The following is a 1,347-nucleotide window of genomic DNA, read 5'->3' as shown; positions in this document are numbered from 1 at the left end:
GACGCAACCGTTACATACGACACCATGAAAGCGAATGTAACAGTCACAGTGAAACACGATGGTACAGCTAAAGTTCTTGTAGCAACTGTTGGCGAAATCGCTGATAAAGAGTTCAACAACCGCGTAACTCCTCCAGAAGAACCTAAGTTCCAACCAGAGAAATATGTCTTGAATGAAGAGAAATTCTCAATCACTGACAACAAGCTTCTTGATGATGATAAAGAGTTGAAAGATAAGGTGGCTGATACCAACGCCAACCCATATGCGGACGATGCATCAAACAACGAAGCTCAAAACTTGAATACCAAGACTGTGAAACGTGGCGACAAGTTGGTTTACCAAGTATGGTTGGATACAACTAAATTTGACGCAACTAACAAGGACAACATCCAATCAGTAGGAATCTCAGATGACTACGATGAAACTAAGTTGAATCTTGACGCTACTAAGATCAAAGCTTACGATTCAGTAACAGGTGATGATGTTACAGCTAAATTCGATATCACTGTTAACAACGGTGTGATCACTGCAACCCTTAAAGCTGGCTTCACGAAGTCACTTGGCGATGCAGAAAACACTCAAGTTATCGATACAACTAAGTTCGCCTTCGGACGTTACTACAAGTTTGACATCCCAACAACAGTGAAAGCTGATGTTCCTGGCGGAGTAGACATCGAAAATACTGCGGCCCAAGTAGTAAACTACTACAACCCAACAACTAAGAAAGTTGAAAAACCTGAAAAACCAACTGAAAAACGTGTAAACAACGTTCCAGTTGAAGTGGAATTCAACTTCACTAAACGCTTGGAAGGCCGTGAGCTTAAAGAAAACGAATTCAGCTTCGTTCTTAAAGATTCAGAAGGTAAGACTCTTGAAACTGTAAGCAACGATGCGGCTGGTAACGTTAAGTTCAAAGCTCTTGAATTCAAGAAAGGTCAAGAAGGCGTACATAACTACACAGTAGAAGAAGTTAAAGGAACAGACGCAACCGTTACATACGACACCATGAAAGCGAATGTAACAGTTACAGTGAAACACGATGGAACAGCTAAAGTTCTTATCGCGACTGTAGGCGACATTGCGGATAAAGAATTTAACAACGTCGTAACTCCTCCAGAAGAACCTAAGTTCCAACCAGAGAAATACGTTGTTTCTGAAGAGAAATTCGATATCACAGACGACAAGCTCGTTGATGATGATAAAGAGTTGGCAGACAAGTACGCAGATACCAATGCGAACCCATATGCGGACGATGCATCAAACAACGAAGCTCAAAACTTGAACACCAAGACTGTGAAACGTGGCGACAAGTTGGTTTACCAAGTATGGTTGGATACAACTAAATTT

At 41.4% G+C, this 1,347-nt stretch carries 1 protein-coding gene; it reads left to right on the top strand.

Annotated features, from left to right (window positions below; translation table 11 throughout):
• On the top strand, positions 1-1,347 hold a 1,347-nt coding region (locus ADH81_RS09840), incomplete at both ends, for an SspB-related isopeptide-forming adhesin (protein ID WP_049528738.1).

The organism is Streptococcus pseudopneumoniae (assembly GCF_001072925.1).
GTDB classification, from domain to species: Bacteria; Bacillota; Bacilli; order Lactobacillales; family Streptococcaceae; genus Streptococcus; species Streptococcus pseudopneumoniae_Q.
Note: the sequence above shows the minus strand (reverse complement) of the source record. Positions and strands in the feature narration are given on the sequence as shown.